The sequence below is a fragment of the Pectobacterium sp. HCp5_1 genome, assembly GCF_032905925.1.
GTDB lineage: Bacteria > Pseudomonadota > Gammaproteobacteria > Enterobacterales > Enterobacteriaceae > Pectobacterium > Pectobacterium brasiliense_A.
On record NZ_JAUMIO010000027.1, the window covers coordinates 1 to 26,720 of the forward strand.

22 protein-coding genes are annotated in these 26,720 nt (G+C 53.2%); 14 read left to right on the top strand and 8 right to left on the bottom strand.

Going from position 1 to position 26,720, the window contains the following annotated elements; genetic code table 11:
• Positions 1-337: 337 nt before the first annotated feature.
• Both Q3A88_RS16610 and leuA read left to right on the top strand, forming a co-directional pair.
• Entirely contained in the window at positions 338-766 is a 429-nt protein-coding gene (locus Q3A88_RS16610; RefSeq protein WP_317178314.1) for a molybdopterin-binding protein, read from the top strand.
• A gap of 486 nt (positions 767-1,252) precedes the next feature.
• Positions 1,253-2,923 carry a 2-isopropylmalate synthase gene (leuA, locus tag Q3A88_RS16615; protein ID WP_317178315.1) on the top strand — a complete coding sequence of 557 codons (1,671 nt, stop codon included), beginning with the start codon at positions 1,253-1,255 and terminating at the stop codon, positions 2,921-2,923.
• On the opposite strand, the gene Q3A88_RS16620 is transcribed toward leuA, so the two are convergent.
• The 7 genes from Q3A88_RS16620 to Q3A88_RS16650 all read right to left on the bottom strand — a co-directional run bounded on the left by Q3A88_RS16620 (position 2,913) and on the right by Q3A88_RS16650 (position 9,504).
• Entirely contained in the window at positions 2,913-3,674 is a 762-nt protein-coding gene (locus tag Q3A88_RS16620; protein WP_039524180.1) for an AraC family transcriptional regulator, read from the bottom strand. The two genes, leuA and Q3A88_RS16620, sit on opposite strands and share 11 nt — an antisense overlap.
• 147 nt (positions 3,675-3,821) lie before the next feature.
• On the bottom strand, positions 3,822-5,165 hold the full coding sequence (gene accC, locus Q3A88_RS16625; RefSeq protein ID WP_039557841.1) for an acetyl-CoA carboxylase biotin carboxylase subunit: 1,344 nt from the start codon (positions 5,163-5,165) through the stop codon (positions 3,822-3,824).
• An 11-nt stretch (positions 5,166-5,176) separates the two neighbouring features.
• Positions 5,177-5,644: an acetyl-CoA carboxylase biotin carboxyl carrier protein gene (gene accB, locus Q3A88_RS16630; protein WP_010681551.1), complete on the bottom strand. Its 468-nt coding sequence runs from the start codon at positions 5,642-5,644 to the stop codon at positions 5,177-5,179.
• A 24-nt stretch (positions 5,645-5,668) separates the two neighbouring features.
• A complete protein-coding gene (gene aroQ, locus Q3A88_RS16635) occupies positions 5,669-6,121 on the bottom strand; it encodes a type II 3-dehydroquinate dehydratase (protein WP_010681552.1) in 453 nt (150 codons plus the stop codon).
• Positions 6,122-6,362: 241 nt separating this feature from the next.
• Entirely contained in the window at positions 6,363-6,962 is a 600-nt protein-coding gene (msrQ, locus tag Q3A88_RS16640) for a protein-methionine-sulfoxide reductase heme-binding subunit MsrQ (protein ID WP_014913834.1), read from the bottom strand.
• Between the two features lie 58 nt (positions 6,963-7,020).
• Positions 7,021-8,022 carry a protein-methionine-sulfoxide reductase catalytic subunit MsrP gene (gene msrP / locus Q3A88_RS16645; protein ID WP_317178316.1) on the bottom strand — a complete coding sequence of 334 codons (1,002 nt, stop codon included), beginning with the start codon at positions 8,020-8,022 and terminating at the stop codon, positions 7,021-7,023.
• A gap of 504 nt (positions 8,023-8,526) precedes the next feature.
• On the bottom strand, positions 8,527-9,504 hold the full coding sequence (locus Q3A88_RS16650; RefSeq protein WP_317178317.1) for an MDR family oxidoreductase: 978 nt from the start codon (positions 9,502-9,504) through the stop codon (positions 8,527-8,529).
• A 303-nt stretch (positions 9,505-9,807) separates the two neighbouring features.
• Between Q3A88_RS16650 and csrD the strand changes: the two genes are divergently transcribed.
• The 9 genes from csrD (at position 9,808) to tldD (ending at position 22,182) form a co-directional block, all read left to right on the top strand.
• Entirely contained in the window at positions 9,808-11,745 is a 1,938-nt protein-coding gene (csrD, locus tag Q3A88_RS16655) for an RNase E specificity factor CsrD (RefSeq protein ID WP_317178318.1), read from the top strand.
• Between the two features lie 165 nt (positions 11,746-11,910).
• Positions 11,911-12,069 (top strand): hypothetical protein, encoded by a 159-nt coding sequence (locus tag Q3A88_RS16660; RefSeq protein ID WP_155121814.1) that lies wholly within the window; start codon positions 11,911-11,913, stop codon positions 12,067-12,069.
• Positions 12,062-13,105 (top strand): rod shape-determining protein MreB, encoded by a 1,044-nt coding sequence (mreB, locus tag Q3A88_RS16665; RefSeq protein ID WP_010300322.1) that lies wholly within the window; start codon positions 12,062-12,064, stop codon positions 13,103-13,105. Before Q3A88_RS16660 ends, mreB begins: the two co-directional genes overlap by 8 nt.
• Before the next feature lie 173 nt (positions 13,106-13,278).
• Positions 13,279-14,262 carry a rod shape-determining protein MreC gene (gene mreC / locus Q3A88_RS16670; RefSeq protein ID WP_014913839.1) on the top strand — a complete coding sequence of 328 codons (984 nt, stop codon included), beginning with the start codon at positions 13,279-13,281 and terminating at the stop codon, positions 14,260-14,262.
• Entirely contained in the window at positions 14,259-14,747 is a 489-nt protein-coding gene (mreD, locus tag Q3A88_RS16675) for a rod shape-determining protein MreD (RefSeq protein WP_012772977.1), read from the top strand. The genes mreC and mreD overlap by 4 nt, the downstream gene beginning before the upstream one ends.
• Positions 14,748-14,755: 8 nt before the next feature.
• The gene (locus Q3A88_RS16680) at positions 14,756-15,349 is read left to right on the top strand and encodes a Maf family protein (RefSeq protein ID WP_233990857.1); all 594 of its coding nucleotides are present in this window, start codon (positions 14,756-14,758) and stop codon (positions 15,347-15,349) included.
• Positions 15,339-16,808: a ribonuclease G gene (gene rng, locus Q3A88_RS16685; protein ID WP_010300332.1), complete on the top strand. Its 1,470-nt coding sequence runs from the start codon at positions 15,339-15,341 to the stop codon at positions 16,806-16,808. The genes Q3A88_RS16680 and rng overlap by 11 nt, the downstream gene beginning before the upstream one ends.
• Positions 16,809-16,849: 41 nt before the next feature.
• The gene (gene yhdP, locus Q3A88_RS16690; protein WP_317178319.1) at positions 16,850-20,680 is read left to right on the top strand and encodes an AsmA2 domain-containing protein YhdP; all 3,831 of its coding nucleotides are present in this window, start codon (positions 16,850-16,852) and stop codon (positions 20,678-20,680) included.
• 56 nt (positions 20,681-20,736) lie between these two features.
• A complete protein-coding gene (gene tldD, locus Q3A88_RS16695; RefSeq protein ID WP_014913843.1) occupies positions 20,737-22,182 on the top strand; it encodes a metalloprotease TldD in 1,446 nt (481 codons plus the stop codon).
• Positions 22,183-22,222: 40 nt separating this feature from the next.
• Here the strand turns inward: tldD and aaeR are convergent, their stop codons facing one another.
• Positions 22,223-23,164 carry an HTH-type transcriptional activator AaeR gene (gene aaeR / locus Q3A88_RS16700; protein WP_110162844.1) on the bottom strand — a complete coding sequence of 314 codons (942 nt, stop codon included), beginning with the start codon at positions 23,162-23,164 and terminating at the stop codon, positions 22,223-22,225.
• Between the two features lie 334 nt (positions 23,165-23,498).
• Here aaeR and aaeX point away from each other — a divergent pair, with 334 nt between their 5' ends.
• The 3 genes from aaeX to aaeB are packed head-to-tail and all read left to right on the top strand — an operon-like array spanning position 23,499 to position 26,675.
• Positions 23,499-23,702, top strand: coding sequence for a p-hydroxybenzoic acid efflux pump operon protein AaeX (aaeX, locus tag Q3A88_RS16705; protein WP_005975424.1), 204 nt, complete (start codon positions 23,499-23,501; stop codon positions 23,700-23,702).
• A gap of 7 nt (positions 23,703-23,709) precedes the next feature.
• The gene (gene aaeA / locus Q3A88_RS16710) at positions 23,710-24,675 is read left to right on the top strand and encodes a p-hydroxybenzoic acid efflux pump subunit AaeA (RefSeq protein ID WP_039504263.1); all 966 of its coding nucleotides are present in this window, start codon (positions 23,710-23,712) and stop codon (positions 24,673-24,675) included.
• An 11-nt stretch (positions 24,676-24,686) separates the two neighbouring features.
• Positions 24,687-26,675: a p-hydroxybenzoic acid efflux pump subunit AaeB gene (gene aaeB, locus Q3A88_RS16715; RefSeq protein WP_110162843.1), complete on the top strand. Its 1,989-nt coding sequence runs from the start codon at positions 24,687-24,689 to the stop codon at positions 26,673-26,675.
• Positions 26,676-26,720 lie beyond the last annotated feature (45 nt).

Consider the following 26,720-nt stretch of genomic DNA (forward strand, 5'->3'; position numbering starts at 1 on the left):
TATTTCATTGATATAATTAAAGATAGTCATTGTCTTTCACTGAGTGTTAGTGGAGATAAAGCTCAGATCAATAAAATCGAAATAAGTTCTCTATTTCAATAAGTAAAGTGAGATCCCACCCTGCATCGCATAATTTTCTCAGGAGAACGTTTACTATAGGGCTATTATTTATCGTCTGTTATTCCAGCGTGGAATAGTTGCGATACGAAAGGAAAATAATAATAGCGCCAACGATATTGGCGCTGTTGTGCATCAGGTAATTATCGTGTCGTGACTTCCTGCTGCCTGGATTATTTAGTCGTTACTATTATGTTAAAGATGAACCAAAGGAGTCGTTATGTCAGTTTCAGCAAGAAATCAGCTTTCGGGTGTTGTGTCTTCCATTGTTGAGGGTGCGGTAAACAATGAAGTCGCATTGACCCTGGAAAGTGGGGATAAGTTAACGACGGTGATTACACGAGCCAGCTGTCAGTCTATGGACCTTTCCGTTGGCAAGCTGGCCATTGCGTTGGTGAAAGCCCCTTGGGTCATTCTGGCATCCGCCGAATGTGGTTTGAATTTTTCTGCCCGCAATCAGTTTCACGGTAAGGTGAGTTCTGTTACGAAAGGTGCCGTCAACTCGACGGTGCAACTGGTGACTGCGGGTGGGTTGACGCTGACCTCAACCGTGACCAATGAAAGTCTGGAAGAGATGAATATTGATGTGGGCAGCGAATTAATCGCGCTGGTTAAAGCGTCCAGTATTATTCTGGCTACCCGGAAATAATTGCCGATTTCTTTAGCGAATTATACCGCCCCAGCCGATAAACAACCGACCTATAAGGGTTTATCGGCTTATTTTTTATCGAAAATGCTTTTTTTGTCGTAAATGTTTTCTCCCTTCGATGTGTCCCCGCGTAAAACATATCTTATTTTTCAGCTCAAATGACCCACATCAACTATCGCCGGAAATGTGATCTGGATGATTCTTCATTCATCCGAATGACTTATTTAAGTAAGCTCATTGGTATGAAATGAGAGATGCTCTGTCCCTCACCGAAGGCCAGCCGTGGGGTACGCATTATTTGACACGAGAACATTTTACTCCGAGCGCCAATAGGGAGTGAACATGACGGTTTTTCAGAGTGAAAACGCGGAAAAGGAGCCGAACGGTTTAATGATTGTCACTTTTGCGTCATTAGTTGTCACCTTCGGATGAGCGTGCTCATGGCTCTCTGGATAACACTGGGGTTCCATTAAAAGGAGCCCGATCATGTTGAATAACCCTTCATCGAAATACAAAGCGTATCCACCGATTGGTCTAAAAGATCGGCAATGGCCTGACAAGACATTAACTCAGCCCCCACGTTGGCTTTCCACCGATTTACGGGACGGTAATCAGGCGCTTGCTGAGCCGATGAATGAAATGCGTAAACTGAAATTTTGGGATCTGCTGATTGCCTGCGGATTCAGAGAGATTGAGGTCGCTTTTCCGTCTGCTTCCCAAACTGATTTTAATTTTGTTCGCTTATTGATCGAAGAAAAGCGTATTCCGCAGAATGTGACGATTCAGGTGTTAACGCAGGCGCGAGAAGATTTGATTGCGCGTACCTTTGAATCGCTGAGCGGTGTACATCGCGCCACCGTTCATTTATACAACGCGACTGCACCGGTTTTCAGGGAGGTGGTGTTCCGTCAGACACGTGATGAAATTATTCAGCTTGCGGTCAATGCGACGAAGCAGATCCGTCAGCTATGTGCTGAGGCGCAAGAGACTGACTGGACCTTTCAATATTCACCGGAAACGTTCTGCTTTACCGAGCCAGATTTCGCGCTTCAGATTTGCGAGGCTGTCGCCGATGTCTGGGAGCCTGATGCGTGCCGCCCCATGATCATCAACCTTCCCGCGACCGTTGAGGTCAACACGCCCAATGTGTATGCCGATCAGATAGAATATTTTTGCCGACATTTTTCCCGTAGAGATAAGGTCTGTATCAGTGTGCATCCGCATAATGACCGCGGTACAGGCATTGCCTGCGCGGAACTTGCTTTACTGGCTGGCGCTGAAAGAGTTGAGGGCTGCCTGTTTGGTAATGGAGAGCGTACCGGTAATGTCGACTTAGTGACGCTGGCGCTTAATCTTTACACGCAGGGAGTCTCCCCTGAACTCGATTTCAGCCACATGAAGAAGGTGGTGGAAGTGGTTGAGGAGTGTAATCAACTCCCCGTCGCACCACGTCATCCTTATGCCGGAGAACTCGCTTTTACGGCTTTTTCCGGTTCGCATCAAGATGCGATTAAAAAAGGGTTTGCAGCACGACAGCGTTCGGCCTCGCCATTATGGGAAATTCCCTATCTTCCGCTCGATCCGGAAGACATCGGTTGCAATTATGAAGCCGTTATCCGCGTAAACAGCCAGTCAGGAAAAAGCGGTGCTGCCTGGCTGCTTGAGCAAAACCATGGCCTCATCTTGCCTCGTCAACTTCAGAAGGCATTCAGTCTGCTGGTACAGAAAGCGTCTGAATCTGAGGGGAAAGAGATGTCGCAGATGGCTGTCTGGATGCTATTTCGTGAGGCTTATGGTTTAGTCGAATTACCGCTGATTCGGTTAACTAAATATACCTGCGATAATCAGCTTGGGCAGAACACAACGCTGTCAGCTGACATCATTTTCCGTGAGAAAAGACTGAGTTTGAAGGGTGCAGGAAACGGTTTTCTCTCTGCGGGCATGACGGCTCTCTGCCGAGAGGTGAAAGCAGACCTTAATATTGTGAGCTATCAGGAACACACGTTAGGTCAGCGTAGTGACAGCCGTTCTGTGGCTTATGTGTGCTGTCAGAACCATGCGGGTGAATGTGCATGGGGTGTCAGCATTGACAGCGATGTGACCCGAGCCTCTTTGCAAGCGATGTTGAATGCCGCAGGGCGTTTGATTATGGGTTGAAGTAATTGCCGGGTGTCACGCCCATGACTCTGCGAAACATGGCAGTGAAAGCTCCCGGGTTGGCATAGCCTAAATCCAGCGCCACTCGGGTGACTTGTTCGCCCTGTGCCAGACGCGTTAGCGCAATCAGCAAACGTGCACGACGAACCCACTCACTGAATTGCATACCTGTTTGCTGATAAAAATGTCGGCTGAGCGTTCTTACGCTGACATTGGCTTGCCCGGCAGCGTTGGCCACAGTCCAGGCCTCATAGGGGGCCTGACGGACGGCATTGCATAATAATTTCAGGCGCTCAGAAATCGGCTCAGGAAGACAAAAAGGAAGCGTATTCATCAAACGTATTTCATCAAGGATCAGTTCATAAATACGTTCGGTCCGACTTCCTGGCTCATAATTAGCGGGAAGTTTCAGGACATCGACGATGAGTTCTCGTAATAAAGGTGTGATCCCCACGACCTGACAGATAACAGGGAGATCTGCTCTGGCAAGCGGTTCGACAAAAAGTACTCTGGCCTTAACTTCACCCACAATATGTAAGGCATGTGGAATATCTGCGGGTATCCATACCCCACGCGAGGGTGGAACCACCCAGATTCCCTGTTGGGTTTCAACCCGAATAACCCCGCTAAGCGTATGAATCAACTGAGCGCAACTGTGAGTGTGCCAGCTTTCATAATCTCCGTGATTATAGTTGTGTGCGTACGGAATTAATGGTCTGCACGAGAAATCAAAATCGGATTGTCTTGTCACTCTGCAACCACCATCTCATCCTAAAAAAGACGATGTATCCTACCTCGTTTGCTTGTGCTAGTCAGCGCTTGCGAACGGCATGACGACTCGGAGGCATAAATAACAAAGGCCAGCATAAGCTGGCCTTTTGACTCGATTGCGCAGTGTTTACTGCAAGCCGAGTTTCTTCTCCAGATAGTGGATGTTGGTGCCACCTCTCTGGAAGTTTTCGTCGCTCATGATCTTCATCTGAAGTTCGATGTTGGTTTTGATGCCATCGATGATCAGTTCAGCCAGCGCGTTCTTCATACGAGAAATCGCAATTTCGCGCGTTTCGCCGTAGGTGATCAGCTTGCCGATCATGGAATCGTAATACGGCGGTACGGTATAACCGGCGTAAATATGCGATTCCCAACGGACACCAAAGCCGCCCGGCGCGTGGAAACGCGTGATTTTACCCGGGCTTGGCAGGAACGTGTTCGGATCTTCCGCGTTGATACGGCATTCCACCGCATGACCGCGAACCTTGACGTCTTTCTGCTTGATGGACAGTGGCAGACCGGCAGCGATGCGCAACTGCTCTTTGATCAGATCCACGCCGGTAATCATTTCGGTTACCGGATGCTCCACCTGAATACGGGTGTTCATTTCAATGAAGTAGAACTCACCGTTTTCGTACAGGAACTCAAACGTACCCGCACCACGATAGTTGATATCGACACAGGCTTTGGCGCAGCGATCGCCGATATTGCGGCGCAGCTCGTCCGTAATGCCCGGTGCTGGCGCTTCTTCCACCACTTTCTGGTGGCGGCGCTGCATGGAACAGTCACGCTCGGCCAGATAGACGGCGTGGCCCTGACCATCAGCCAGAATCTGAATTTCCACGTGACGTGGGTTTTCCAGATATTTTTCCATGTAAACCATGTCGTTGTTGAAAGCCGCTTTGGCTTCCGCACGGGTCATGTTGATGGATTGTTCCAGCTCTTTGTCGCTGCGCACTACACGCATACCACGACCACCGCCGCCGCCAGAGGCTTTGATGATGACCGGATAGCCGATGCGTTTTGCATGAACACGGTTAGCGTCCATGTCGTCGGTCAGAGGGCCATCAGAACCGGGTACGGTTGGAACACCCGCTTTTTTCATGGCGGTGATGGCTGACACCTTGTCGCCCATCAGACGAATGGTTTCTGCGCGTGGGCCGATGAAGATAAAGCCAGAGCGTTCAACCTGCTCGGCAAAATCCGCATTTTCGGACAGGAAACCGTAGCCAGGGTGAATCGCGACGGCACCCGTGATTTCCGCAGCGGAAATAATCGCTGGGATATTCAGATAGCTTTTTGTCGACGGCGCCGGGCCGATACACACGGTTTCGTCCGCCAGCAATACGTGTTTCAAATCGCGATCCGCACTGGAGTGAACGGCGACGGTTTTGATGCCCAGTTCTTTACAGGCACGCAAAATACGCAGCGCAATCTCTCCGCGGTTAGCGATAACGATTTTATCTAGCATGATAAGCCTCGTTATTCGATGACAACCAGTGGCTCGTCAAATTCAACCGGCTGACCGCTTTCGACCAGGATGGCTTTAACCACGCCTGATTTGTCGGCTTCGATCTGGTTCATCATTTTCATGGCTTCGACGATGCACAGGGTATCGCCAACATTGACGTGCTGACCCACTTCCACGAAGGCTTTAGCATCCGGGCTTGGGGTGCGATAGAAGGTTCCAACCATTGGAGAACGAACGATGTGTCCACTGATGGCAGCCGGTGCTGCTGCAGCTTCCACTGGCGCTGGTGCAACGGCGGCTGCCAGTGCAGGCTGTGGCTGCATCATCGGCGTAGCGTAAGCCTGTTGCATCATCGGGTAGTTAACCGCTGCTGGGGCACGACTGATACGTACTGATTCTTCACCTTCAGAAATTTCCAGTTCGGCGATGCCGGACTCTTCAACCAGTTCGATCAGTTTTTTGATTTTACGAATATCCATGGATGTGGTTCCGTACTCTTTTGTTTAATTGGAAGTTGACAGGCGTTTTACCGCCGTCTGTAAAGCATACTGATAACCATCTGCCCCCAGGCCACATATCACGCCTACCGCAACATCAGAAAGGTAGGAATGATGACGAAAAGGCTCACGTGCGTGCACGTTGGACAGATGAATTTCGATAAACGGAATCGCGACAGCCAGCAAGGCATCACGCAGCGCAACGCTGGTGTGGGTAAATGCCGCCGGGTTAATCAGAATGAAGTCGGTGTTTCCTCTGGCCTGATGGATGGTATCGATCAGGACATGTTCCGCATTGGATTGCAGATGGGAAAACTCCACGTTCAATGCCTGCGCCTGTGTTTCCAGTTCGCTGACAATGTCTGCTAACGTCGTCTTACCGTATTTGTCGGGCTCTCGGGTTCCTAGCAGATTCAGGTTTGGACCGTTCAAGAGCAAAATGTGAAACTTTTCTGCCATTGTGCTGCTATCTCCCGCGATTGACTTGGTGTCGCACAAAATAGCGCGAAGCTATTCGTTTGTCACCTTTCGTGACGCAAATTGTCCGGCCCGAGAAATTAAAGTCGTGCATTATAACCATATCGTGGCAATTCGCAGCTAAATACTGGTCTTATCTGCGGAGATATTCCTGCGCCAGACCGTGAGAAGGCGTGAATCTCACTGCGGTCCGTCACCGGCTTTTCCCGTGTCGCTGCGGCGTTTAGCGCCACCATTGGCGAAATTTCTTATAACGAAACAGCAGCAATATCAGCGCCGCGAGCGCATACAAAATAGGCTGCGGTGAGAGCGTTTTAACTGACCAAAGATAGTGGATAGGCGCAAGGATGGCGACTAAATAGACGAAATTATGCAGTTTTTGCCATTGCGATCCCAACTTGCGCATCATTATCTGTGGTGACGTCACCGCCAGCGCCAGCAAAATCAACCAGCTTATGATTCCCAACGTTAAATACGGTCGGGATATCAGCTCTTTGCCCAGCAGCGCCAAATGATCCAGACCCAGTTCCAGTAGCGCATAGCTCACCAGATGTAACGTCGCCCAGAAAAAGCACCACAGCCCGAGGAGGCGTCGGCAGCGAATAAGCAGCGGCTGTTTGCCGTAGCGCGCTAGTGGTGTAACCAGTAGCGTCGCCAGCAGCAATTTCAGCGCCATTCTTCCGGTAAAGTGCTGGATATCTTTGGCCGGGTCGGCACTGAACCACCCTTGGTCAACGGACAATATCAGCCACAGCAGCGGCAGAAAACCAGCCAGATGGAGTAGCACTTTTAACCGGGTAATGTGTTGTAACGTCAGTCTCATGCTGATGTGGATTCCTATCCTGACAAGGTGTTATTGGCGAGACGTTTTGTGTTGTTAACTAAAAATTATCGCGCAGATTCAGACCGCGATACAGCGAGGCGACCTCATCGGCATAACCGTTGAACAACAGCGTGGGTTGACGCTCAACGTTAAGGAGCCCGCCGGAACCGATGACGCGTTCTGTCGCTTGCGACCAGCGCGGGTGATCCACATGCGGGTTAACGTTGGCATAGAAGCCATATTCATCCGGTGCCGCCAGATTCCATGTGCACGGGGGCTGCTCGCGAGTCAACCGGATATGTACGATAGATTTGATGTTCTTGAAGCCATATTTCCACGGTGTGACTAACCGGATGGGCGCACCATTCTGTGGCGGTAACGTTTTGCCGTAAACGCCGACGGCCAGCAGCGCCAACGGGTTCATGGCTTCATCCAGCCGCAGCCCTTCTACATAGGGGTAATCCAGCCCGCCGCCCATGAAGCGATCTTTTTGTCCCGGCATCTGTTCCGGGTCGTAAAGCGTCTGAAACGCTACGTAGCGGGCATTGCTGGTGGGTTCGGCGTATTTAATCAGCTTGGCTAACTCAAACCCGACCCACGGAATCACCATTGACCACGCTTCGACGCAGCGGAAACGGTAGATCCGTTCTTCCAGCGGAAAGCGTTTGAGCAAATCGTCGATATCCAGCGTGAGGGGTTTGGTGACATCGCCGTCTATTTTGACGGTCCAGCCTTCGGTTTTTAGCCCGCCCGCATTGGCTGCCGGATCGGCTTTATCCAACCCGAACTCATAGAAGTTGTTATAACCTGTGACCTTATCTTCCGGCGTGAGCGGCAGATCGAGTTTCCAGTCGGCAGGCTGGCTAAATGTGAGCGGTTTACCCGGCGGCGCTTTCGGTTTATCACCGCCTTTAAACCAGGCCAACAGGTCAGCCTGTGCAGAAAACGGCAGTGAGAGCGCCGCAGCGGAAATACCCAGCGCTTTTAAGACGCGCCGACGCTGATAGAAGAGGGATTCCGGGGTAACGTCGGCTTCCGTGAACTTGCGATGTTTTTGCATGTGAACTCCCGCCGGTCATTATTATTGTTGACGAAAAATGGCGTTGTTAATGCTTACCGTTCAATTAGTTACATACTCTAAATAATTCGAGTTGCAGGAAGGCGGCAAGCGAGGGAATCCCGATGAGCTTACTTAAGTAAGTGATTCGGGTGAGTGAACGCAGCCAACGCATATGCAGCTTGAAGTATGACGAGTATAGATGAATTGCGGTAGAAACCGCGGTAGGAGAGATGAAATACTTTTTTGCAGGGTGTAACAGCGCTCGAGATTACTGATAATGCGTTGAGCGATGATAATGGATAGATCGTAAAGACGCTGTAAATACATCCATGTACGCTCGAGCCGCGCAGATATGAATCTCATCCCTGAGATTCACCCTTTCAGGGCCGTCGCAAGCGACGCTCAAAGGCGTTCCTGACACCTTTGTCCCTGTCGCGGACGCTTTACTCTTCTATTCCATTATCATCGTTTTCGTTCCGTAAATTGGTGCATCAACGAAATACGTTAGCTGATTTTCACCAGCGTGCGGCCAGTGACTTTGTTTTCCAGCAGTGCGGCAGCGACAGCAGGGACCTCTTCCAACCCGATTTCCTGCGTCACCTGCTGATAGAACGACTCAGGCAGAATGGTAGCCAGACGCTCCCATGCTTGCTGACGACGATCCAGCGGTGCCATCACGGAATCCACGCCTTGCAGGCGAACATTGCGTAAAATAAATGGCATCACGGTAGTCGGCAGCGCAACACCGCCAGCCAGACCGCACGCGGCGACCGTTGCGTTGTAATCCATCTGCGCTAGCAGCGTCGCCAGTACGTTATCGCCGACAGTATCCACCGCGCCAGCCCAACGTTGTTTCTCCAGCGGACGAGGGCTTCCGCTGAATTCGCTGCGATCCAACACCTGTTTGGCGCCCAGTTTCTTCAGGTAATCGGTGTTGTCAGCACGGCCGCTGACGGCAGTGACCTGATAACCTAGCTCTGCAAGCAGGGCAACTGCTGTGCTGCCGACGCCGCCGCTGGCACCCGTCACAATAATGTCGCCGCTTTCCGGCGTGATGCCACCGTCTTCCAGCGCCATCACGCACAGCATCGCGGTAAAGCCTGCTGTGCCAAGAATCATGGCCTTACGCGCATCCAGCGATGCGGGCAGTGGCACCAGCCAATCGCTCTTCACGCGTGCCTGTTGCGCCAATCCGCCCCAGTGGTTTTCACCCACGCCCCAACCAGTCAGGATAACAGGCTGGCCGACGCTAAACCGATCGCTGTCGCTGTGGCGTACGGTTCCGGCGAAGTCGATTCCAGGAACCATTGGGAAGTTACGGATAATTTTACCTTTGCCGGTAATGGCAAGCGCATCTTTATAGTTAATGCCGGACCAGTTGATATCGACAGTTACATCCCCGGTGGGAAGCTGCTCGGCGTCAATCTCGCGAATCTGAGCGTGGGTCAGTCCGTCTGACTGTTCAAGAACTAAAGCCTGCATGGGCTATCTCCTGTGGCAGGATTAAAATGGGGAAGTCATTAACGACTATATACCCGTCATTCTTCAAGCCGCATGTGCGTTGGCGTCGCTTAGTTACCCGAATCACTTACTTGAGTAAGCTCATCGGGATGCCCTCGCTCGCCGCCTTCCTGCAACTCGAATTATTTAGGGTATAGTTATTACAGGTACTCTTTGTTAATAAGGTACTGTTTGTTAAAAAAGGTACTATGTTGCTGGCCTATGCGAACTGATAAAAAACAACAAACTCGCAGAAATAACAATTATTTGGAATAGGACGCAGGGATGGGATTTACGACCAGGTTCTCGATACTCATAGTATTGCTGACGGTTCTCGCCATTTTTCTTATGCTTTTCAGTAGCATATTTAGCCTCTGTTATTATAGCCAGTTGCGAACCGAGCAGCAGCTACGCGAGGTCACGGCCAGTATCGATCAGGCGCTATTAGTGCAATCGCCCGAAAATATTCAATATTGGCTGCCGGGAATGATGAAAACGGCAGGCATTGTGGCGTTGGATATTCAGGATAACGATTCGACCCTCTATTCAATACAGCTGCCCGAGGCCGGCTGGGAACGCACGCATCTCTATCATGAGGTCGAGTTTCCGCTGATGCATCATTTGAACATGACGATCGCCTTAAAATATGTCGACCCGCTGATTGGTTTACCGCGTTTCGTGGTGTCGACGCTATCGGTGTTGCTGGCCGCAGGCCTGATGCTCCTCATGCTGTACTTTTCCATTCGCTGGCTGCGTCGGCAGGCTGCCGGACAGGAAGAGTTGGAAAAACGCGCACAGCGTATTCTCAAGGGCGAGCGAGAATCGGTTATGCAGGGCTCGGTACGTGAATGGCCAGTTAAGACCAGCGGGGCGCTCGATCAACTGCTGTCTGATTTAGTGGAAGCGCGTGAGGAACGCGGGCGGGTTGATACGTTAATTCGTGCTTTCGCCGCGCAGGATGCTGAAACCGGGCTGAGTAATCGTCTTTTTTTTGATAATCAATTGACCACACAGCTGGAAGATGGCGAAGAAGTGGGGACGCACGGCGTCGTCATGATGATTCGCGTGCCTGATTTTGAAACTTTGCAAGAAACGCATGGCTATACCAGCGCGCTTCAGGATTACCGGTTCACGCTGGTCAACCTGCTATCGACGTTTGTCATGCGCTATCCCTCTGCGCTGCTGGCGCGTTATTTCAGCAGCGATTTCACCGTATTGCTCCCCCACAGCACGCTAAAGGAAGCCACTGCGATTGCCACGCAACTGGTGAAGTCTATCGATATTCTCCCCGCCTGTCCGTTGATCGATCGCGAGGACGTTCTCCACATTGGTATTTGTGCCTATCGCGGCGGGCAAAGCGCCGAGCAGGTGATGGAAAGTGTGGAAGACGCGACGCGCAATGCGGTGTTGCAGGGCGGTAATAGTTGGTGCGTGTTTGACAGGCAGGTGCCTGACAAAGGGCGCGGCAGTGTGAAATGGCGGACCTTGCTGGAACAGACGCTAGCGCGCGGTGGCCCACGGCTGTATCAGAAACCTGCGGTGACAAAAGAGGGCGTGGTACATCATCGCGAAATGATGAGTCGGATTTATGACGGGGAACAGGAACTGCTCGCGGCGGAGTATATGCCGCTGGTTCAACAACTGGGACTGGCAGCCAGCTATGATCGTCAGCTGGTAGCACGAATTATTGATCTGTCAGCGAGCTGGCCGGGAGAAACACTGGCTTTACCGGTAAGTGTGGACTCACTTTTGCAAAAGCCTTTCCTGCGCTGGCTAAAAGAAATGTTGCTGCAATGTCCGAAAACGCAGCGTCAGCGCATTTTATTTGAACTTGCAGAGGCAGATGTCTGTCAATATATCGGCCGCCTGCGCCCGGTTCTCAATTTGATCCTGGGATTAGGCTGTCGCCTGGCGGTGACGCAAGCGGGGTTGACGCTGGTGAGTACGACGTATATCAAGTCACTCCCCGTGGAGATCATCAAGCTTCATCCTGGTTTGGTCCGCAGTCTTGAGCGCCGTCCGGAAAATCAGCTGTTTGTACAAAGCCTGACCGAGGCCTGTAAAGGGACGCAAACGCGGGTGTTTGCCGCTGGCGTGCGAACCAAAGAGGAGTGGCGGATGCTGTTGGGCAAGGGAGTTTATGGTGGGCAAGGCGATTTTTTTGCCGCATCAGTCCCTGTAACGGATGAGCTGAAAAAATATTCACCGCGGCATCGTGTTTAATATAAACGTCCCGTTCAAATTGACGTAGAATGAGGCGGTTGTTAAATCGGTTAGTGTGTGCTTACGTTAGCGGCAATCCGATTAAATGTTAGATTTTATGTCCTGTGTTAGCGCAATTCTGTCGGGTGGACAGTGGTAAGATGCCTTGCCGCCTGAGGAGAAAGCATGTTGTGCCTTCTCCCTGACGCCGACGTGCGCAACTCAGACTTATTTTTCACCGAAGCAGAGCCTTTTCGTGCCTTGTCGCTGCTTCGTGTGGTTGGTAAAGTAGGCGGATTTATTTTTCGCCCCCAGCTTGCAGGATTATCCTTTAGTTATGTTTAAGAAATTTCGTGGCATGTTTTCCAACGACTTGTCCATCGACCTGGGTACCGCCAATACCCTGATTTATGTTAAAGGGCAGGGCATCATACTGAATGAACCCTCTGTGGTTGCGATTCGTCAGGATCGTGCCGGTTCTCAAAAGAGCGTGGCGGCAGTCGGCCATGACGCTAAGCAGATGCTGGGCAGAACGCCTGGGAATATCGTGGCGATTCGCCCGATGAAAGACGGTGTGATTGCCGATTTCCAGGTCACAGAAAAAATGTTGCAGCACTTCATCAAGCAAGTGCATAGCGACAGCTTTATGCGTCCGAGCCCGCGTGTGCTGGTATGTGTACCAGTAGGCGCAACGCAGGTTGAGCGTCGTGCCATTCGCGAATCCGCGCTGGGTGCCGGTGCCCGTGAAGTGTTCCTGATCGAAGAGCCGATGGCGGCTGCGATTGGTGCTGGCATGCCAGTATCCGAAGCGACCGGTTCCATGGTGGTGGACATCGGTGGTGGTACCACGGAAGTCGCGGTGATCTCGCTGAACGGCGTGGTGTACTCCTCTTCTGTACGTATTGGTGGTGACCGCTTTGATGAAGCGATCATCAACTACGTTCGTCGTAACTACGGTTCACTGATTGGTGAAGCAACGGCAGAACGTATCAAGCATGAAATCGGCTCCGCTTATCCGGGCGATGAAGTGCTTGAGATTGAAGTGCGCGGCCGTAACCTTGCTGAAGGTGTACCGCGTGGGTTCACGCTGAACTCCAACGAAATTCTGGAAGCGCTGCAAGAGCCGTTGACGGGTATCGTCAGCGCGGTCATGGCGGCGTTGGAACAGTGTCCACCGGAACTGGCCTCCGACATTTCCGAGCGCGGTATGGTGTTAACCGGCGGCGGTGCGCTGCTGCGTAACCTGGATCGTTTGCTGATGGAAGAAACCGGTATTCCGGTTGTGGTGGCTGAAGATCCGCTGACCTGTGTCGCCCGTGGCGGTGGCAAGGCGCTGGAAATGATCGACATGCACGGTGGCGATTTGTTCAGCGAGGAGTAATCCTGTTTGGAAAAGGGGGGACCGGATGGATGAACGCCTGCGTTTTTCATCTTTCGTGGTTACCCCTTTTTTATTTGCCTGAGCAATGAAATTCGCCCTACGGGGCACCGCTTTGTGACGTTAAAAATCGCCAGGTGCGATTTGAGGTTGCTGTCGAGGAATACGCAAATTTTATGAAGCCGCTTTTTAGCAGGGGGCCTTCCCTGCAATTACGACTTTTTCTTGCTGTCGTTACCGCGATTGTCGTGATCGTTGCGGACAGTCGGCTCGGTTCGTTCGTCAAAATCAGAACGTACATGGACACCACCGTCAGTCCATTCTATTTTCTGGCGAATGGGCCCCGTCAGGTTCTGGACAATATGTCTGCCTCACTGGCAACTCGTGAGCAATTAAGCCTTGAAAATACCGCGCTGCGTCAGGAACTGTTGATGAAAAACAGTGACCTGTTGCTGCTAGGCCAGTTCAAGCAGGAAAATGCGCGCTTACGTGAACTGCTTGGCTCGCCACTGCGCCAGGATGAGCAGAAAATGGTAACGCAGGTGATGTCCGCTGGAACCGACCCTTATAGCGATCAGGTAGTGATTGATAAAGGTCAGGCGAACGGCGTGTATGAAGGGCAACCGGTCATCAGTGATAAAGGCGTGGTGGGTCAGGTTGTGGCGGTTGGTCAGTTTACCAGCCGGGTTTTGTTGATTTGTGATGTTTCCCACGCGTTGCCGATTCAGGTGCTACGCAATGATATCCGCGTGATTGCCGCCGGCAATGGCTGCGCCGACGATCTGCAACTCGAACACTTGCCTAACAATACCGATATCCGAGTGGGTGACGTGCTGGTCACATCGGGTCTGGGCGGTCGTTTCCCCGAAGGGTATCCCGTTGGCGTTGTGTCATCGGTCAAGGCCGATACACAGCGAGCCTATACGATTATTCAGGCACGTCCGACTGCGGGGCTACAGCGTCTGCGCTATCTGCTCTTACTGTGGGGCGTGGAAAACAACTCCAATACGGCGCTGCCGCCAGCGGAAGTCCATCGGGTTGCCAATGAGCGTCTGATGCAGATGATGCCGCAGGTTTTACCGTCGCCTGACGACATGGGACCGCCGCTCCCTCCTGATACCGCGGCGCCCACCGCCGAGCCGCAAAGAGGCCGCCAATGAATCGTTATCGCAGGCATGGCAACTGGATTATCTGGCTTTCTTTTCTGATCGCTATGGTTTTGCAGATAATGCCGTGGCCGGATGAAATCTACATGTTTCGCCCCTCCTGGCTGACGCTGTTTCTCATTTACTGGGTGATGGCATTGCCACATCGGGTGAATGTCGGCACAGGATTTATATTAGGTCTGATTATGGACCTGATTCTTGGGTCTACACTGGGAGTACGGGCGCTGGCGCTGAGCATTATTGCTTATCTGGTCGCCTTTAAATTCCAGTTATTCCGAAATATGGCGCTATGGCAGCAGGCGTTAATCGTCATGTTGTTGTCGCTGCTGATGGACCTCACGGTATTCTGGGCAGAATTTTTAGTTATTAATGTCTCTTTCCGACCGGAAACATTCTGGAATAGCGTCGTTGATGGCGTACTCTGGCCGTGGCTGTTCCTGCTGATGCGTAAAATTCGTCGTCAGTTTACTGTGCAATAAGGTGATTCATGACTCAGCTTTATCTGGCCTCCGCTTCTCCTCGTCGTCGCGAACTGCTCACGCAGCTCGATATTCCTTTTTCTGTACTGAATGTCGCGGTGGAAGAACAGCGGTTACCGGAGGAGGCGGCGGACGCTTATGTCCGGCGTCTGGCGCATGAGAAAGCGGCTGCGGGTGTCGTAGCGGCACCGTCTGATTTGCCGGTTCTGGGTGCCGACACCATTGTGGTACTGAACGGTCAGGTATTGGAAAAACCACAGGATGAAGCCCATGCGGCAGAGATGCTGAGTCAGCTGTCTGGGAAACCACATCAGGTGATGACAGCCGTCGCGCTGGCAGATAAAGACGATGTATTGAGCTGTCTGGTGGTAACCGATGTCGTTTTCCGTTCGCTCTCGCAGCAGGATATCGAACGGTATATCGCCAGCGGCGAACCGATGGATAAAGCCGGGGCTTACGGTATTCAGGGCAAAGGTGGATGCTTTGTCCGGTCGCTTAACGGGAGCTATTACGCGGTGGTTGGGCTGCCGCTGGTAGAAACCCATGAGTTATTCAGTAATTTTGCTGCATTGCGGAGTGCAAGAGGAAAAAATGACTGCTGAGTTACTGGTAAACGTTACACCGTCAGAAACGCGCGTTGCCTATATCGACGGCGGCATTCTGCAAGAAATTCATATTGAGCGTGATGCGAAGCGCGGCATTGTTGGCAACATTTATAAAGGCCGCGTGAGTCGCGTCCTGCCGGGTATGCAGGCGGCGTTTGTGGATATCGGTCTGGATAAAGCGGCATTCCTGCACGCGTCCGATATCATGCCGCACACCGAATGCGTTGCCGGTGATGAACAGAAGAATTTTCACGTCCGTGATATCGCTGAACTGGTGCGCCAGGGGCAGGATCTCATGGTGCAGGTGGTCAAAGACCCGCTAGGAACCAAAGGCGCACGTCTGACGACGGATATCACGCTGCCGTCACGCTATCTGGTGTTTATGCCCGGTGCATCGCACGTCGGCGTGTCACAGCGGATTGAGAGCGAAGCGGAACGCGAGCGCTTAAAGAAAACGGTCGCCGAGTATTGTGATGATGACGGTGGTTTCATCATTCGTACCGCTGCGGAAGGCGTCGGTGAAGAAGAGCTCTCGCAGGATGCGGCGTTCCTGAAGCGTCTGTGGGGCAAGGTGATGGAGCGCAAAAAGCGCAACCAGACCAAATGTAAGCTCTATGGTGAAGTGGCTCTCGCCCAGCGAATTTTGCGTGATTTTGCGGGTGCCGCGTTGGATCGCATTCGGATTGACTCCCGACTGACGTATGAAGCGCTGCTGGAATTTACCGCCGAATACATCCCGGAGATGACCCGCAAACTTGAACACTATGCGGGTAAACAGCCGATTTTTGACCTGTTTGATGTGGAAAATGAGATTCAGCGTTCGCTGGACAGAAAGGTTGAACTGAAATCCGGTGGCTATTTGATTATCGATCAGACCGAAGCGATGACGACCGTCGACATCAACACGGGGGCATTCGTCGGCCACCGCAATCTGGATGAAACCATTTTCAATACCAACACGGAAGCGACGCAGGCGATTGCACGACAGCTGCGTCTGCGTAACCTCGGCGGCATCATCATTATCGACTTCATCGATATGAATAATGAGGATCACCGTCGGCGGGTGCTGCATTCCCTGGAGCAGGCGCTGAGTAAAGATCGGGTCAAAACCAGTATTAGCGGCTTCTCTCAACTAGGATTAGTGGAGATGACGCGCAAACGCACGCGTGAGAGTATCGAACACGTGCTGTGTCATGAATGCCCGACGTGTCATGGTCGTGGCACCGTGAAGACGGTAGAAAGCGTCTGCTATGAAATCATGCGTGAAATCGTGCGTGTCCACCACGCTTATGACACCGATCGTTTCCTGGTCTATGCTTCACCGGCAGTCGGGGAAGCGCTGAGAAGTGAAGAGTCGCACGCGTTAGCTGAGGTTGAGATTTTCGTCGGCAAACAGGTCAAAGTACAAATCGAACCCCTGTATAGCCAGGAGCAGTTTGACGTCGTCATGATGTAAATTCGTGCGCTCGTCGTCGGCGACGAAAGAAGGAGAAATTAGTGAGGCGACTGCCCGGAATACTCATCATCACGGGTGCCACTCTTGTCGTGATGGTAGCGCTGTTAGTCAGCGGCTTAAGACTGGTGCTGCCACAGCTCGATCACTTCCGGCCACAGCTGGTGGCCTGGGCGCAGTCTGCTGCCGGTGTTCCGTTAGAAATTGGCTCGATGACGGGGCGCTGGGAGTCCTTTGGCCCCACGCTGGAAATTGAAAAGCTTCGCACGTCCCTGCCGGAATCGGACTGGCAGGTTGACCGCATTACGCTGGCGCTGGATGTGTGGCAGTCGCTGCTGCACGGGCGCTGGCAGTTTCGCGATCTCACGTTTCACCAGTTAAAACTGGATATTAATAGCCAATTTACCGGGCAGCAGCAGGATAGCAAACTGATGGAGTCAGGGAAGGTCAGCGATCTTTTCCTGCGCCAGTTTGATCACTTTGACCTGCGTGATAGCCACATTACCTTTCTTACCCCTTCCGGTTCCCGCGCGGAACTGAGCATCCCGCAACTGACCTGGCTGAATTCCGAGAAGCGCCACCGGGCAGAAGGCTTGATCAGCCTGTCGAGTTTTAATGGTCAGCACGGCGTCGTGCAGATGCGTATGGACTTGCACGACGATCAGGGGCTGCTCAGCAACGGTACGTTCTACCTGCAGGCTGACAATATCGATATGAAGCCCTGGCTCAGCCGCTGGATGAAAAACACGACCGGGCTGGAAAGTGCCGATTTTAGTCTGGCAGCCTGGTTGAACGTCCGTGACGGCGACATCCACAGCGGTGATGTGTTCCTCAATCACGGAACGGCCAACTGGGGTGAAGGCAGCGATGCGCATCGCCTGAATGTGGATGACATGACGCTGCACGTCAGCCGTCAGGAAAATGGCTGGCAGGTCGATGTGCCTGAGTTGAATCTGGCAACGGATGGCGTCGCCTGGCCGAAAGGTCAGCTCTCTGCTCTCTGGCTGCCAAAGAATGAACACATGTTAGGGCCCGATCGGCAGGAAGCGCTGCGCGTTCGAGCCAGCAATCTGGCGCTGGAGCGGGTAAGTACGCTGCTTCCGTTGCTGTCAGGGACGACGCCAGAATTGAAAGCGCGCTGGGATGAACTGCAACCGACGGGCACACTGAATACCGTTGCTGTCGATATCCCTCTGCAACAGCCGGAGCGAACCCGTTTTCAGGCTAACTGGCAGGATGTGAGCTGGAAGCAGTGGAAATTACTGCCGGGGGTCGATCATTTCTCCGGTTCTGCGCGCGGTAGCGCCGAGCGTGGTCAGGTCAGCGTCGCGTTAAATCAGAGTACGCTGCCCTATGTGGATATGTTCCGTGCGCCGCTGGAAATCAAGCAGGCCAGCGGCACGATTGACTGGCGTAATGATGCACAGGGTCTGGCGCTCTGGAGTCATGGACTAGACGTGCAGGCGAAATCGCTATGGGCTAACGGCGATTTCCGCTATGAACAGCCTGCTAAGCAGGAACCGAAGCTGGATATTCTGGCGGGTATTCGGCTGACCGATGCGGCGGATGCCTGGCGCTATTATCCTGAACTGTTTATGGGCACCGAGCTGGTGGACTATCTGAGCGGTGCGCTGAAAGGTGGCCGTGTCGATAACGCCACGCTGATCTTTGCTGGTAATCCGCAGCATTTCCCGTATACGCACAACGAAGGGCAGTTTGAAGTCTGGGTGCCGGTTAAAGATGCCACCTTCGAATTTCAGCCGGGCTGGCCTGCGCTGACGCCGCTGGATATCAATCTGGACTTTGCTAACAATGGCCTGTGGATGTTTGCACCGCAAACCTGGCTGGGCAAGGTGGAAGGCAAAAACATTAGCGCGGTCATTCCCGATTATGAAAAAGAGATGCTGCTCGTCGATGGTGAACTGGATGGTCCGGGGCCGGAAGTAGGGAACTATTTTAATCAGACGCCGCTGAAATCTTCGCTGGGTGCGGCGCTGGATGAGCTGAAAATTGGCGGGCCGGTGAAAGGCACACTGCATCTGGATATTCCGCTTGCTGGTGATGATGTCCGTGCCAGCGGTGATATCGCGCTGAACAATAACAGCCTCTACATCAAGCCGCTGGATACCACGATTAAGAATCTCACCGGTAAGTTCCGCTATGAAAACGGCAACTTACGCAGTGACACGCTTCAGGCGAACTGGATGAATCAGCCGATGGCGGTCAATTTCACGACGGAAGAACAAGCGAAGGCTTTTCTGGTGAATGTTGGCTTGCAGGGCGACTGGCAGCCTGCGCTCTTGCCCGGTTTACCGGCATCGGCAAGCAAAGCCCTGTCCGGCACGGCTGGCTGGAAGAGTACGGTAGCCGTCAACCTGCCGCATTCCGGTAAAACAACGTATGATGTTGATGTACAGGCTGATCTCAATAAAGTAAGTAGTCACTTACCTAACCCGCTAAGTAAACCCGCTGGCGAGAGCCTGCCGCTGGAGGTAAAAGCCAGCGGCGACCTGAATGGTTTCGCGATGCAGGGACGGCTGGGCAAGGATAATCACTTCAATAGCCAATGGCTGCTGAAAGGCGATACCGTGACGCTGGCGCGGGCAAGCTGGCAGAACGGGGCAACGGTGGTGCCTGCATTGCCAGAAGATTCCTCGCTGGTGCTCGATCTTCCGCCGCTGGATGCTGAAAGCTGGCTGGGACTCCTGCCTTCGTTGCGTGCCTCGACATCGGCGGAAGGGAAAAAAGCGCAGAGCGCTTTCCGTTTTCCTGAAGCGGTGACGCTGCGGACGCCTGAGCTACAGCTACTGGGGCAACAGTGGCACGATCTGGAAATCACGCGTAAAAATACGCTTGCTGGCAGTGAAGTGCAGGCCAAAGGGCGCGAAATTGACGGAACGGTTGAGATACCCAATCGTGGCATGTGGCGCAGCGACATCAATTATCTCTACTACAATCCTCAGTGGAAAGGGAATGAAGCGACCAACCCGGTGGCATTAGCAGAGAAAAAATCACCGCTAAACGACCCGAGTATCAGCTTTGAAGACTGGCCGTCGCTGGCGGTTAACTGTCGCCAGTGCTGGATTATCGGGCAGAATATGGGACGTATTCAGGGAACGCTGCTGACAGAAAAGGAAAAATTAACGCTGGCAGACGGTATCATTGATACGGGCAAAGCCCGTCTGACGGTAAACGGCTCCTGGCAGGAAAATGCGGAAGGCGTGCGGACGGCGCTAAAAGGCCGCCTGACGGGGGATAGCCTGGAGCAGAACGCTAACTGGTTTGGCGTTGATTCACCGCTGAAAGCCGGTTCTTTCGATGTGGACTACGATCTGTATTGGCGCGGTACGCCTTGGGCACCGGATATTGCCAGCCTGAGCGGAATATTGCACACGCGCATTGGTAAAGGTGAAATTGCCGAAGTGGGCGCGGGTCAGGCGGGTCAATTGCTGCGTTTATTGAGCTTTGATGCGCTGATGCGTAAGCTGCGGTTCGATTTTAGCGATACGTTTGGTCGCGGATTTTACTTCGACTCGATTCGCAACACGGCATGGATTAAAGACGGCGTGTTGCATACTGATGATATGTTGGTCGACGGGCTGGAGGCTGATATCGCGATAAAAGGCGATCTCGATCTCGCTAAGCGACAGGTCAATATGGAAGCGGTTATCGCCCCGGAAATTTCCGCGACGGTGGGGGTGGCGACCGCATTTGCCGTTAACCCAGTTGTCGGGGCCGCGGTGTTTGCTGCCAGTAAAGTGCTGGCACCGCTATGGAACAAGATTTCGCTGATACGCTACCAGATTTCCGGTAGCCTCGATCAGCCAAAGATTCAGGAAGTGTTGCGTGAGCCGAACAAGAAGAAAGGCGAATAATGCCGTTGGGGCAGCGCAGCGTACTCAGCCGATTATCTGATAAAGAGTGAAAAACTATGAGCCTTTCGTTTGTCAGTGAGCAATTACTCACCGCCAATAAATTGAATCTTGACGATCTTTCTGCTGTGCTGGGGTCGCTTAATGAGCGTCGACTGGACTATGCCGATCTCTATTTCCAGTCCAGCTACCATGAGTCCTGGGTACTGGAAGATCGCATCATTAAAGACGGTTCTTACAATATCGATCAGGGCGTGGGTATCCGTGCGATTGATGGTGAAAAGACCGGGTTTGCTTATGCCGATCAGATCACGCTGAACGCATTACATCAGAGCGCGCAGGCTGCACGCAGCATTGTACGGGAACAAGGTACAGGGACTGCGCACACGTTGGGAGCAGTATCGCATCATGCGCTTTATCCAACGTTGAATCCGTTGGATAGCCTGACGCGTGAGGACAAAATTGCGTTGTTGCAGCGTGCCGACACGGTTGCACGTGCCGCAGATGCGCGCGTACAGGAAGTGTCTGCCAGTCTGACCGGCGTGTATGAGCTGGTGCTGGTGGCAGCGACGGACGGTACGCTGGCGGCGGATGTGCGCCCGCTGGTTCGTCTGTCGATCAGCGTGTTGGTCGAAGCTGAAGGCAAACGCGAACGCGGTTCCAGCGGCGGCGGCATGCGTGGCGGCTATGACTATTTCTGGGAAGTGGCTGACGGCGAAGCGCGCGTCGACGCCTGGGCGAAAGAAGCCGTACGTATGGCGCTGGTTAACCTGTCAGCGGTGGCCGCTCCTGCCGGGCCAATGCCTGTGGTGTTGGGTGCCGGCTGGCCGGGCGTGCTGCTGCATGAAGCGGTGGGTCATGGTCTGGAAGGTGATTTTAACCGTCGCGGTACATCAGTATTCAGCGGGCAGATGGGGAAACTCGTTGCGTCAGAGCTGTGTACGGTGGTGGACGACGGCACGCTGACCGGTCGTCGTGGTTCGCTCTCGATGGACGATGAAGGTGTTCCGGGGCAATACAATGTCCTGATTGAAAACGGTATTCTGAAAGGCTACATGCAGGACAAGCTGAACGCGCGTCTGATGGGTGTTGCGCCGACGGGCAATGGTCGTCGCGAATCTTATGCGCATCTGCCGATGCCGCGTATGACGAACACCTATATGCTGGCCGGGAAATCCACGCCGGAAGAGATTATCTCCAGCGTCGAATACGGCCTGTATGCGCCAAACTTTGGCGGCGGTCAGGTCGATATTACCTCTGGCAAGTTCGTCTTCTCGACATCCGAAGCCTACCTGATCGAAAAAGGTCGCATCACCACGCCAGTCAAAGGTGCCACGCTGATTGGCTCCGGTATTGAAGCGATGCAGCAGATCTCAATGGTCGGCAACGATCTGGCGCTGGATAAAGGCGTCGGCGTATGCGGTAAAGAGGGGCAAAGTCTGCCTGTCGGCGTGGGTCAGCCTACGCTGAAGCTGGAAAGCCTGACCGTCGGCGGCACCGCGTAATTTGCTCTGAGTCCTGAGTTCCCTTTAAGACCGCGCGTTATTAGCGCGGTTTTTTTTCCTCGCTATGCTCCTGCCGATAGCCCTGATAGGTCAGAGCGACGTTTTTGAAGTATTCCGTCATGTAGTTAATGCAGACTTGTACTTTCAGCGGCAGGTTGTCTTTGCGGGTGTAGAGCGCGTAGACCGGGCGCGGGTCGGAGTGGTAGCGGTTAAACAGAATCTCGATTTCACCACGGTTAATTTCATCCACGACCCACATGAGCGGCACGTACGCGATACCCGCACCGGTCTTAAGCCAACGCACCAGCGTTTGTGGGTCGTTAGTGACAAAGCGCCCTTGTGGCGTGACGCGGGTCGAAATGCCTTCCGGGGCGATCAGCTCGAATTCGCTGTCGGGCCGTACGCTGTATTCCAGCCAGGAAAAATTCACCATATCTGCCGGTTTATCCGGCGTGCCGTGCTGGGCCAGATAGCTTTTTGCGGCGCAGACCACCATTGGCATCGAGCCTAAGCGTTTCGAGAACAGGCTGGAATCCTGTAGCGCGCCGACGCGGATAACGATATCCAGCCCGTCGGCAATCAGATCCGGAGCGGGAATTCCGGTGACCAGATTGACGGACAAACCAGGATATTCCTTCAGCATAGCGGCAGTCATGGTGGACAACACATTCTGCGCCATCGTAGAAGAACTGCCGATGCGCAGCGTGCCGATCGGCGTGTTGTTGAAGGCATAAAGCTGCTCATGGACTTCATGCGCCTCATGCAGCATGCGGCGACAGCCGTGGTAGTAAATTTTCCCCGCTTCGGTCAAACCAATGCTGCGCGTACTGCGATTAAGCAGCTTAATCTGTAGCTCATCTTCAAGCTTGGTAACGGTCTGGCTGACGGCGGATACGCTCATCTGTAATTGACGGGCAGCAGCGGTAAAAGAACCAAATTCCACCACGCGGGCAAACACCGACATACTCTTTAGTCTTTCCATTATTCACTCTGGCTTAAAAGTGATTTAGATCACGCTATGTAGATAAGGTGATAATAAGCATCCATAATATAGCCTATCCGGTGGTTCTGGGCAGAACAGAGCCATTCAATGATTGTGTTTATTTACCCAATTAGAGTAATACGCTGATTTCCCATCGTTAGTCAGCCCCTGCTGATATCGCTATTCATCAGTTTAACGCTATCCCATCCGTTGGCTACTCGCCTGCGGGGTGAGGCTCTGTTGTCGGTGCTGAAAGACCGCGCCAGACGACATAATTTACCACCCGGTAGCGCATCTGCTCGTTACCGCTTTCTAATAGAAAAAGGAAAAGAGGATGAGTTCACTCCCGGTTATGGTGCTGTTCGGGCTGTCATTTCCCCCCGTATTTTTTGTCTTGCTGGTATCGCTGACTCTGTTTTTTGTCGTGAATCGCCTGCTGCAACCGACGGGGATCTATGACTTCGTCTGGCATCCTGCGCTGTTTAACAGCGCGCTGTTCTGCTGTCTGTTTTATTTACTGTTCCGTTACGGTCTGTGAGGTGTCTGTGAAAGCGTTCTTTTTACCCTTGTTTAAACAGCAGGCCGTGCTGATCAAAAAACTGAGCCGCGTCGTTATCACGTTGGTGATTGTACTGTGTGCGATCGTGGCCATTTTTCGTGTCTGGGCGTTCTATACCGAATCACCCTGGACGCGCGATGCCAAATTTACGGCGGATGTCGTGGCAATCGCGCCGGACGTCAGCGGGTTACTGAGCGATGTTCGCGTGACGGACAATCAGCTGGTGAACAAAGGTGACGTGCTGTTTGTCATCGATCAGCCGCGCTACCATCAGGCCGTGGCGCAAGCGGAAGCCGATGTTGCCTACTATCAGGCGCTGGTGACGGAAAAACGTCGGGAATCAGGGCGTCGTGCGCGACTGGGCATCAGTGCGATGTCACAGGAAAATATCGATCAGTCCAGTAATGCATTGGAAACCGCCACGCACCAGCTTGCTAAAGCGCAGGCGGTATTGTCACTGGCGCAACTGGAGCTGGAACGCACCGTGGTACGCGCCCCTGCCGACGGCTGGGTGACCAACCTGCATGTGCAGAGCGGTGAGTTCATTGAACGAGGTAACACGGCGGTAGCGCTGGTGAAGAAGGATTCGTTCTATCTGCTGGCGTACATGGAAGAAACCAAGCTTGAAGGCGTGCGTCGTGGCTACCGTGTGGAGATTACGCCGCTGGGTAGCGAAAAGATATTTTATGGCACGGTTGATAGCGTGGCGGCTGGGGTGAATAACAACAGTAACAGCGCGAACAGTAAAGGCCTGGCTAACGTCGACTCCAATCTGGAGTGGGTGCGTCTGGCGCAGCGTGTGCCGGTAAAAATTCGCCTCGATCGTCAAATGGGCGACCTCTACCCAGCTGGCACCACGGCCACCGTGGTGATCACCGGTGAGCAGGTCAACAATGATAAAACACCTTCGCCGCTCATTCGTCTCCTGTATCGTCTGCGTGAGTTCGGCTAAGTGAGGCGATGATGAAAACTCCGTCGCTAACAGGCTCTATGTTCTTTACGACGCCACAGTTTGCACGCTTGCGCTTCGCTTTCAAGCTGAGCTTCGCGATCGTGCTGTCTCTGTTTCTGGGCTTCCATCTCCAGTTGGAAACGCCGCGCTGGTCGGTGCTGACTGCGGCGATTGTCGCCGCTGGCCCGGCGTTTGCTGCGGGCGGTGAGCCATTTTCTGGCGCCATTCGCCATCGTGGCATGCTGCGTGTCGTCGGCACCTTTATCGGCTGTATCGGCGCACTTGTCATCATTATCGCTACCGTTCGCGCACCGGTTGTGATGTTGATGCTGTGCTGTATTTGGGCTGGCCTCTGCACCTGGGTTTCCTCACTGGTTAAAGTCGAAAACGCCTATGTGTTCGGGCTGGCGGGCTATACCGCGCTGATTATTATTGTGTCGACGCAGGGGACACCGCTGCTGACGCCGCAGTTTGCCGTGGAACGCTGTAGCGAAATTGTGTTGGGCATCGTCTGTGCGATTCTGGCGGATTTGCTGTTCTCACCACGCTCGATCAAGCAGGATGTTGACCGCAGTATCAGTGAACTATTGGTGGATCAGTATCGGTTACTGCAACTCTGCATGAGCGGGGCAGAGAAAGATGCGATAGATGCGGCATGGCACGCACTGGTACGCAAAACAACCGCGCTAAACGGCATGCACAGCAGCCTGATGTTGGAGTCCTCGCGCTGGCAGAACAGCAATCGCCGCTTAACGTCGCTGCATACGCAATCGCTCACGATGATTACACAGGCGTGTGAAACCTACCTGATTTTGCAGGACACCCCGACTCCCGTAAAAAGCAGCCTGAAACTGGTGTTGGATCAGCCTGTTGAGTCGTTTCGCGATGTCCATTGCCGTGTGAAAGCGTTGCGCCAACTGATTGCGGCGGACAGTCGTGACGTGCCGCCGATGCTGATCAGTTGGGTCGGAGCGGCGACGCGCTACCTGCTGCTGGCGAAGGGCGTGCAGACCAACGGGCGTATCAATACGATTGAAGCCGATGTGCTGAACAGCGAAGTGGAAATTAAAGTGCCATCAGCTGAAACGCATCACGCCATGATTAATGGTTTACGCACTGGCGTGGCGACGGCGCTGGGTTGTCTGTTCTGGCTGAGCACGGGCTGGACCTCTGGCAGCGTGTGTATGGTGATGATTGCGGTGGTGACGTCGCTTGCCATGCGGTTGCCGAACCCGCAGATGATGGCGAAGGATTTTCTTTTCGGGACGATCTACGCGCTGCCGCTGGGGGCGGTGATGTTCATGTTTATCATGCCGTCAACGCAGCAAAGTATGCTGCTGCTGTGCCTGAGTCTGGGAGCAATGGCCTTCTTCCTCGGCCTTGAAGTGCAAAAACGTCGACTCGGCTCACTGGGTGCATTGGCCAGTACGATCAATATTCTGGTGTTAGATAACCCGATGACGTTCAACGTCAGTCAGTTTCTGGATAGCGCGATCGGCCAGATCATCGGCTGTTTTCTGGCGTTGATGGTGATCCTGTTGATCCGGGATAACACCAAGGCACACACGGGGAGAACGCTGCTGAACCGCTTTGTGTATGGTGCGGTCTCGGCGCTAACGACCAACACGGCGCGTCGCAAAGAAAACCACCTGCCTGCGCTGTATCAGCAGCTGTTCCTGCTGTTGAACCGCTTCCCTGACGATATTGCCAAGTATCGCCTCGCACTGTGGCTGATCATCATGCATCAGCGTCTGAGAACGCTTGATATTCCGCAAAACGCGGTGCTGTCTGCCTTCCATCGCCAGATTCGTGCAACCGCGGAGCAGGTGATTTCGGCCCGACGCGATAGCACGCGTAGTCGCTATTTCACGCAGCTGTTGGATGAACTTGAACGCTATCAGCAGATGCTGACAGAACAGCAGCTTCCCCCGAGCGTGACAGCGCCGGTGGGACGATTGACCGGGATCCTGCGTGATTATCAGCATGCGCTGAGCAACTAATGTTGGGGGGATACGGTATGCTCAGGGTTCTATCTATCTGGCGAG